The organism is Ralstonia sp. ASV6, assembly GCF_016429285.1.
Taxonomy (GTDB): domain Bacteria; phylum Pseudomonadota; class Gammaproteobacteria; order Burkholderiales; family Burkholderiaceae; genus Ralstonia; species Ralstonia flaminis.
This window is the reverse complement of record NZ_JAELUI010000190.1, coordinates 1-8460: the sequence shown is the minus strand read 5'-3', so window position 1 is coordinate 8460 and position 8460 is coordinate 1. Positions and strand designations below refer to the sequence as shown.

7 protein-coding genes are annotated in these 8460 nt (G+C 65.9%); 2 read left to right on the top strand and 5 right to left on the bottom strand.

Features of this window, described 5'->3' with window-relative positions; all coding sequences use genetic code 11:
- A partial coding sequence (locus JHD73_RS24995; protein WP_199032866.1) for an efflux RND transporter periplasmic adaptor subunit occupies positions 1-921 on the top strand: 921 nt, incomplete at its 5' end.
- Positions 922-923: 2 nt separating this feature from the next.
- The gene (locus tag JHD73_RS24990) at positions 924-4079 is read left to right on the top strand and encodes an efflux RND transporter permease subunit (RefSeq protein ID WP_199032865.1); all 3156 of its coding nucleotides are present in this window, start codon (positions 924-926) and stop codon (positions 4077-4079) included.
- A 5-nt stretch (positions 4080-4084) separates the two neighbouring features.
- Here the strand turns inward: JHD73_RS24990 and JHD73_RS24985 are convergent, their stop codons facing one another.
- The 5 genes from JHD73_RS24985 to JHD73_RS24965 all read right to left on the bottom strand — a co-directional run.
- The gene (locus JHD73_RS24985; RefSeq protein WP_199032867.1) at positions 4085-4897 is read right to left on the bottom strand and encodes a carboxylesterase; all 813 of its coding nucleotides are present in this window, start codon (positions 4895-4897) and stop codon (positions 4085-4087) included.
- Positions 4898-4905: 8 nt separating this feature from the next.
- Positions 4906-6192 carry an MASE1 domain-containing protein gene (locus JHD73_RS24980; protein WP_199032864.1) on the bottom strand — a complete coding sequence of 429 codons (1287 nt, stop codon included), beginning with the start codon at positions 6190-6192 and terminating at the stop codon, positions 4906-4908.
- Between the two features lie 91 nt (positions 6193-6283).
- Entirely contained in the window at positions 6284-6511 is a 228-nt protein-coding gene (locus JHD73_RS24975; protein ID WP_199032863.1) for a hypothetical protein, read from the bottom strand.
- Between the two features lie 156 nt (positions 6512-6667).
- On the bottom strand, positions 6668-7309 hold the full coding sequence (locus JHD73_RS24970; RefSeq protein WP_199032862.1) for a glutathione S-transferase family protein: 642 nt from the start codon (positions 7307-7309) through the stop codon (positions 6668-6670).
- Between the two features lie 45 nt (positions 7310-7354).
- A partial coding sequence (locus JHD73_RS24965; protein ID WP_199032861.1) for a PLP-dependent aminotransferase family protein occupies positions 7355-8460 on the bottom strand: 1106 nt, incomplete at its 5' end.

Genomic DNA, 8460 nt, shown 5'->3' with positions numbered 1-8460 from the left:
CAGGTGCTGTTCCGTATCGATCCGGCGCCGCTCAAGGCACAGGTGGACGCGGCACAAGGCGCACTCGCCCGCGCGCAGGCGCAGGTTGCCATCGCCCGCGACAAGGCCACCCGCTACAAGGGCTTGGCCGCCACCCGCGCCGTGAGCGAACTCGAATACGCCGAAGCGCAATCCGCCGAGCGTCAGGCTGCGGCTGACGTTGTTTCCGCTCGCGCCGCGCTGGAGACGGCGCAACTGCGCCTGGGCTATGCCACGGTCACCGCGCCCATCACTGGCCGCTCGCGCCGCGCGCAGGTAACCGAAGGGGCGCTGGTCAAGGAAGACGCCGCCACGCCGCTCACCACGGTCGAGCAGATCGATCCGATCTATGTCGACTTCGCCCAGCCCGCTGCCGAGGTGCTTGCCTTGCAGCGCGCGCTCAAGAAAGGGCAGGCCGCCGCGTTGACGGGGCAGGACATCGGTGTGCAAGTCATCCTGAGCGATGGCGTGGCCTACGAGCGCCCGGGCAAGTTGCTGTTCTCTGATCTGGCGGTGGACCGCGCGACGGATAACGTCTCGATGCGCGCCGTGCTGCCCAACCCCGATGGCCTACTGTTGCCCGGCATGTATGTGCGCGTGAAGCTGTCGCACGCGGTGCAGCAGGGTGCGGTGACGATTCCAAAGGGGGCGTTGCAGCGTGATCGTCATGGCGCGTCCGTGTTCGTGGTGAAGGCCGACAACACACTGGCGGCTCAGCCTGTGGCTGCGCAAACGTTGGCTGGTGATCAATGGCTCGTAACAAGCGGCCTGACCGGCGGCGAGCGCATTGCCATCCCTGGCATGCAAACGCTGGAAGCCGGCATGGCCGTCAAGCCGGTGCCGGCCGCCAAGCACGCCGACGCAGCCGCTGATACCAAGCCGACTGAGCGCACCAAAGGCTGACCATGGCACGTTTCTTTATCGACCGCCCGGTTTTTGCCTGGGTGATTGCGCTGGCCATCATCCTGGCCGGCCTGCTGGCACTGCCCAGCCTGCCGGTGGCGCAGTATCCGAACATCGCGCCGCCCAACGTCAGCATCAGCGCCAACTATCCGGGGGCCTCCGCGCGCACGGTGGAGAGCGCTGTCACGGCCATCATCGAGCGTGAGATGAACGGTGCGCCGGGGCTGCTGTACATGTCGTCGTCGTCCGACGCGGCGGGCAACGTGTCGATCAACCTGTCGTTCAAGCAGGGCACCAGCCCCGATCTTGCGGCGGTGGAGGTGCAGAACCGCCTGAAGATCGTCGAGGAGCGCCTGCCCGAAGTCGTGCGCCGCAACGGCATCCGCATCGAGAAGGCGGCCGAGAACTACATGATGTATCTGTCGCTGGCGGCCGAGCGCGGCCGCTTCGACGGTATCGATCTGGGCGACTTGGCTTCGTCCGACCTGATTCCGCAACTGCGCCGCGTGCCGGGTGTCGGTACCGCACAGTTGTTCGACGCGGAATACGCCATGCGCATCTGGCCTGATGCGGACAAGCTCACCGCACTCGGCCTGACTGCAGGTGATTTGAGCGATGCCGTGCGCCGTTACAACGCGCGCATCACCGTGGGTGAAATCGGCAGCGGGGCGGTGCCGGGCAGTGCGCCCATCAACGCGAGCATCACGGGTGACGATGGGCTGACCACGCCCGATGCGTTCGGCCAGATTCCGCTGCGCGCGGATGCGCAGGGCCGCATGGTGCTGCTGCGCGATGTGGCACGCGTGGAGCTGGGTGGCAGCGACTACCTGTACCTCTCGCGCATGAACGGCAAGCCGGCCACGACCATCGGTATCAAGCTCGCGCCGGGCGCCAACGCCGTCGGCGTGGCCAAGCGTGTGCGCGCGGTGCTGGACGAGGCGCAGGCACATTTCCCGCCGGGCGTGCGCTACGAAGTGGCGTACGACAGCTCGCGCTTTGTCGGCATCGCCATCGAGCAGGTGGTCAAGACGCTGCTCGAAGCCGTGGTACTGGTGTTCCTGGTGATGATGCTGTTCATGCAGAACCTGCGTGCGACGCTCATCCCCACGCTGGTGGTGCCGATTGCGCTGCTGGGCACGTTTGCGGTGATGCTGCCGATGGGCTTCTCCATCAACGTGCTGACGCTGTTCGGCCTCGTGCTGGCCATCGGTATCCTCGTCGACGATGCCATCGTGGTGGTGGAGAACGTCGAGCGTGTGATGCATGAAGAAGGGCTTTCGCCACGTGACGCGACGGCCAAGGCCATGCGCCAGATCAGCGGGGCGATTGTCGGCATCTCGCTCGTGCTGACGGCGGTGTTCGTGCCGATGGCGTTCTTTGGCGGTGCGGTGGGCAATATCTACCGGCAGTTCTCGTTGTCGCTGGCGGTGTCGATGGTGTTCTCGGCGTTCCTGGCGCTGACGTTGACGCCGGCCCTGTGTGCGACGTTGCTCAAGCCGGTGGAGCCTGGGCACAGTACGGAGCGCAAGGGCTTCTTTGGTGCGTTCAACCGCGGTTTCGCGCGATTGACTGCGCGCTACCAGGGCGGTGTTGCCAAGTTGCTGACGCGTACTGGCCGTGCGCTGATTGTCTATGGCGCCATCATCGGCGTGGTGGTGCTGCTGTTCATGCGCTTGCCGACCGCCTTCCTGCCGGAAGAAGACACGGGTGAGTTCATGACCGTCGTCATGCTGCCCACGGGGGCCACGCAGGCACAGACGCTCGACGTGGTGCGTCAGGCCGAGCAGTACTTCATGACCAAGGAGCCGGCCGTAGCGTCCACGCTGGCCATCACAGGCTTCAGCCTGTATGGCAACGGGCAGAACGCGGCCATGCTGTTCCTCACGCTCAAGGAGTGGAAGCACCGCAAGGGTGACGACCAGCACGTCGACGCCGTGGTTGCCCGCGCCAATGCCGCGTTCGGCAAGATCAAGGGCGCGATGGTCATGGCGATGAACTCGCCCGCACTGCCGGAGCTGGGCAGCAAGCCCGGCTTCGACCTGCGCCTGCAAGATCGCGGCGGCGCCGGCTACGAGCGCTTGGCGCAAGCGCGTGATCACGTACTGGCCGAGGCCGCCAAGCATCCGGCGCTGTCGGAGGTGACCTTTGCCGGTCAGGGCGATGCCCCGCAGATCCTGATCGACGTGGACCGCAAGAAGGCACTGTCGATGGGCGTGTCGATTGACGACATCAACCGCACGCTGGCCGTGATGTTTGGCTCCGACTATGCGGGCGACTTCGTCTACCGCAACCAGGTGCGTCGCGTGATCGTGCAGGCCGACGGCAAGCAACGCGTGTCGGTCGAGCAACTCGGCCGCATGCACGTGCGCAATGCGGCGGGTGCCATGGTGCCGCTGTCAGCCTTCACGAAGGCCCAGTGGATCGTCGGGCCGCTCAAGCTGGACCGCTACAACGGCTTCCCGGCCATGTCGATCAGCGGCTCACCCGCACCCGGCCACAGCTCGGGCGAGGCCATGGCGGCGATGGAGTCCATCGCGCGTGGTTTGCCCGAGGGCTTCGGCTATGAGTGGACGGGCCAGTCGTTCGAAGAGCGGTTGTCGGGGGCGCAGGCACCGGCGCTGTTCGCGCTGTCGATCCTGGTGGTGTTCCTGTGTCTGGCGGCGTTGTATGAAAGCTGGTCGATTCCGCTGGCGGTGATGCTGGTGGTGCCGCTGGGCGTGTTCGGTGCGCTGCTGGGTGCCACACTGCGCTTCCTGCCCAACGACATCTACTTCAAGGTCGGGTTGATCGCTACGATCGGCTTGTCGGCCAAGAACGCGATCCTGATCATCGAAGTTGCGAAGGATCTGGTGGCGCAGGGCATGGGTTTGATCGAGGCCACATTGGAGGCAGCACGCCTGCGTTTCCGGCCCATCGTGATGACCTCGCTGGCGTTTGCCTTCGGCGTGGTGCCGCTGGCGATTGCAACGGGGGCGGCATCCGCCAGCCAGCGCGCCATCGGTACGGGCGTGCTGGGCGGCATCATCACGGCGACGGTGCTGGCGGTGTTCCTGGTGCCGGTGTTCTTCGTGGTGGTGCGGCGCGTGTTCAAGGGCAGCGAGCGCCAGCGCCGGCTGGACGCAGCGCACGAGCACGAAACCGCCGGACCTGCTGCCTGATCGGATCAATCCGCGGCGGCTGGGCCCTTGCGCCTGGCTGCCGCCGGGTCGAACCCGAAGAAGCCCAGCAGCTCGGCCGCGACCTGATCGCGGTCGTTGTCCACGCAGATCATGTGGTAGCTGTTTTCCAGTACCACAGTGCGGGCACGCGGCAAGGCGGCTTGCAGCGTCTCTGCCGAGCGCAGGCTGGTCAGTTCGTCTTCACGGGCGTGAATGACCAGCGTCTCGCAGGTGATGGCGTGCATGGCCGCATGCGCCTTGACGCGAAGCCGATCGACTTCGCGAATGCACGTGAGCGGCACCCACGGATAGTGGAAGCTGTCGCCACGCGCGAGCTTGGCCTTGATGATCCGCCGCAGCAGCGGGTTCTTGATGCCGAACGGCTCATCCTCTTCCACGCGCATGCGCGCGGCCATACCCGGAATCCGATACACCGCGTGACGCAGCTCCCGGTACCACGGTGTCGACCAGCCATCGATATGGATGGGTGTCGCCAGCAGCGCCAGCCTGTCTTGCGGGCGATCCACGCCGTGCCGCACGCGATGTGCCAGTACCAACGCCAGCAGCGCACCCATGCACATGCCGGCGATATGCACGATTTCGTGCTCGGTGAGCAACTGGTTGTACGTTTGCGTGAGCGCGTCGAGCCACGCCTCGGCGTGCGTGGTGAGCAGGTCTTCCGGGCGCGTGCCGTGGCCGGGCAGGGTGGGCGCGTGCGCCACCGCGCCGGCGTTGCGCAGCGCTTTTTGCAGCACGCCCAGGTCGTAGGACGTGCCGCCCAGGCCATGGATCAGCAGCACCGCCGTGCTGCCGGGCACCGGCGTGGTCACAGTGCAGTCTCGACCGACCAGGTACCGGCCACCAGCGCCGTGTTGCCAACGGCATCCGTCAGCGGCCCGCCGGTATCGACCACCGTATGCAACGTGCCGTCGCGTGCGCTCAGGCGCAGTGTTTGCCGGCGTGCGGGTGCGACAGCCTCATCGTCAAATGCAGTGTTACTGAGCCAACGGGCGCTCAAGCCGGCGCGGTCGTCCGGATGCACGAGCTGCAGCACGGTCGCGACCGAAGCCATGGTCTGCGCGTCGTGCCCGAAGGCCAGCGTCACGTCACCGCCCCAGTCGATACGGCCGCTGGCTGGGTCGATGGTGTAGACGAGCTGGCTGGACGCGGCCAGTGCCAGCTCTACGCGGTTCTGCCAATGCGCGCTTTGTTCGTGCAGTTGCTCGCGGGTGGTTTTGAGTGCGCTCACCAGCAGCACCAGCAGCGCGGCAACGCCCAGGTACAACTGCGTTTCCAGCAATGATTGGCCGTAGTGACGGTCGAGCACGGCAAAGGGGCCATCGCCTTCGGCCGTCTGCACGAGGGCGACCAGCGCCAGCAGCAATACCGCCACCGAGCCGCCGCGCCCGCCCCACAGCAGGGCCACCACCACGGCAAAGAACAGCGGCACGTAGGTCAGCGCAAAGCCAATGCCATCGCCAAATTTGGCTGCGCTGTTGCCGTCGAAGACCACGTAAGACGACACGGCCAGCGCGATGAAGGCCGCCAGGCCGAGCAGGAAATCCGTGCGATCGGTACCACCCGAGCGGAACGCACGAAAGCGCGACCAGGCTGCCAGCACTGGCGTGACAATCAGCACGCCCAGGAAATCCGATGCGCCCCAGATCCGGAAGACGTGTCCGAACGAGCCGCCTTGCGACCACGCAAACCATGCCGCCCCGAACAGCGCGCCGACCATGCCGCTGATTGCGCCCGCCGTCAGCATGGCGCGCAGGAAATACAGCCCTTCGAGTGGCACGCCTATCAGCCGGATCAGCGCCACAGCCAGCGCCGAACTGCCGACCTCGTCCAGAGCGAAGAGCATCGCGTGTGCGGGGTTGGTGTGTTCGATGGCAGCCAGCGCCAGTTGCGCCACTGCAAAGGCTGCGCCCAGCCCCGGCCATTCGCGGTACGGCCGGAGCATGAAGGCGGCCATGGTCACGCCCGCCGGCAGCCAGATATAGCCCGTCATGTCCACCGGCCCGTTCAGGCGGTGCGACACGATGGCGGCAACCAGATAGAGCACGCCCCACAGGATCGTGGCGACGGGGGTGGAAAGTCGGTGGAATCGCATCCGGGTTTCCCTCGGTAAAAACAAAAAACCGCGCCGGCGTTGAAGGCCGTGCGCGGTTGGTGATGCTACCGCAATCAGCTACGGTGCCGGCTTAACGCCAACCCTCGTGCCAGCCATGGTGCGGGTGCCACCATCCCCAGCCGTAGTGCGCGTGATAGCGCCAGGTATAGCCTGGTCCGGGGGCAACCGTGACGGGCGCGACATACACCACGCCCGCCGGGGCGACCGTGGGCGGCTCAAGCGGCGCGACCACGCAACCGGCAAGCGCACTGCTCAGCGCCAGCGCGGGCAGCAAAAGACGGAATCCAACGTGCTTCATGAAGACATCTCCTAGTCATTCCAGGACAGGCGCCCGGACATGAGGCGCGTCGCATGGAATGACGCTTGCGCCTACCGCCATTGAACGGGGGGCGGGAGGGTGGGGATGACCGGATTGTTGTAACAGCTGATTAATCGGAGCGATCAGAGCGCTGGTTTAGACCACTGGCAACGCCAGCACTTCCTGTGCCGCACGCCGATCGCGCAGTTCGGCTATCCAGCGCTCGAGGTTCGGACGTGCCGGGCGCTCGATCGGCAGCCCGAGCCATCGGTGCGCGGCGCAACCGCAGACGATGTCCGCCATGGTGAAGCGCTTGCCGGCCACATAGGGCTGCTTGGCCAGTACGGTATCGAGGACGGCGGTGGTGCGCTCGGCAGCCTGGCGCGAGCGCTCGATGCGGGCCGCGTCGCGCTGATCTTCCGGTGTACGTACGAGCTGCACGAACGCATCCACCATCGACGGGCTGAATGACGTGGTCTGCCAATCCATCCAGCGGTCAGCGTCTGCGCGCTCGTGTAGTTCAAGCGGGTACAGATTGCCCGGGCCGTAACGCGCCGACAGGTAGCGCACGATCGCGTTGGACTCCCACAGGACGAAGCGCTCGTCGCTGGAATCGTTCAGGCCGTCTTCGATGACGGGGATCATGCCGTTCGGATTCATCGCCTTGAACGCCGGCGTGTCGACGCCCCCGAAGGCACCGCCGACGTCGATGCGCTCGTGGTCGAGCGACAGCTCGCGCGCGCACCAGACCACTTTCTGCACGTTGACCGAAGAGAGTCTTCCCCAGATCCGCAACATCGACGACGGCTCCTTTCTATGGATGAGTGAGTGTAGTTACGTAATTTAGGCGGCCTTGGGTGTGAGTGCCGCGATTTCTGCGCGCAGCAACTCACCCAGCACGGCAATGCCTTGTTCAATGCGTTCCGGCGCCACCGTCACGAACGCCAGGCGCAGGGTATTGCGGCGCGGGGCGTTGGCGTAGAACGGCGCACCCGGCACGAACGCCACGTTGCGCGCGACGGCCTTTTCCAGCAGCGCCATCGTGTCGATGCCTTCCGGCACTTCCACCCAGATGAACATGCCGCCTTCCGGGCGGTTCCAGTGCACGCCGGTCGGCATGTGGCGCTGGAGCGAATCGAGCATCGCCTCGCACTGCTTGCCATACAGGTCACGGATGCTCGGGATGTGCGTGTCGAGCAGGCCGGTCTTGAGCACCTCGTAGGCCACGCGCTGCGTGAAGCTGGGCGTGTGCAGGTCCGACGCCTGCTTGGCTTGCACGAGTTTGAAGTGGATGTGCTCGGGCGCAATGATGTAGCCCAGGCGCATGCCCGGTGCCAGGATCTTCGAGAACGAGCCCATGTAGACCACGCCGTCCGGATTGAGCGAGCGCAGCGAGGGCAGTTGGTCGCCGGTGTAGCTCAGTTCGCCGTACGGGTCGTCTTCCACCAGCAGCACGCCGAGTTCCTTGGCGCGGGCCACCAGGGCCTGGCGGCGCTCCAGCGGCAGGCGGCGGCCGGTCGGGTTCTGGAAGTTCGGGATGGTGTAGAAGAAGCGCGCGCCGGCGGTCAGCTCGGGCGTGAGGGCTTCGGGCAGCAGGCCCTTGTCATCGCTGGGCACCGACGCATATGCCGGCTCGAACAGCGAGAACGATTGCAGGGCGCCCAGGTAGCTGGGCGTTTCCACCATGACCTTGCTTTGCGGGTCGATGAAGATCTTGCCCAGCAGGTCCAGCCCTTGCTGCGAACCCGTCGTGATCAGCACGCGCGAAGCCGTGGTGCCATGACGCTGGGCAATCCATTCACGCAGCCCGGACAGTCCCTCGGTCGGGCCATACTGCAACGCGGCCTGCGGGTTGTCGGCAAACATGCGGGCGCACGCCGCCTGAATCGCTTCTACCGGGAAGGTGACCGGGGCGGGCAGGCCGCCGGCAAACGAAATGACCTCAGGGC

What these genes read in the sequence shown, in the direction of transcription:
- JHD73_RS24990 (WP_199032865.1), top strand. Translation starts at nt 924, where the DNA reads ATGGCACGTTTCTTTATCGACCGCCCGGTTTTTGCCTGGGTGATTGCG.
- JHD73_RS24980 (WP_199032864.1), bottom strand. Translation starts at nt 6,192, where the DNA reads ATGCGATTCCACCGACTTTCCACCCCCGTCGCCACGATCCTGTGGGGC.
- JHD73_RS24975 (WP_199032863.1), bottom strand. Translation starts at nt 6,511, where the DNA reads ATGAAGCACGTTGGATTCCGTCTTTTGCTGCCCGCGCTGGCGCTGAGC.
- JHD73_RS24970 (WP_199032862.1), bottom strand. Translation starts at nt 7,309, where the DNA reads ATGTTGCGGATCTGGGGAAGACTCTCTTCGGTCAACGTGCAGAAAGTG.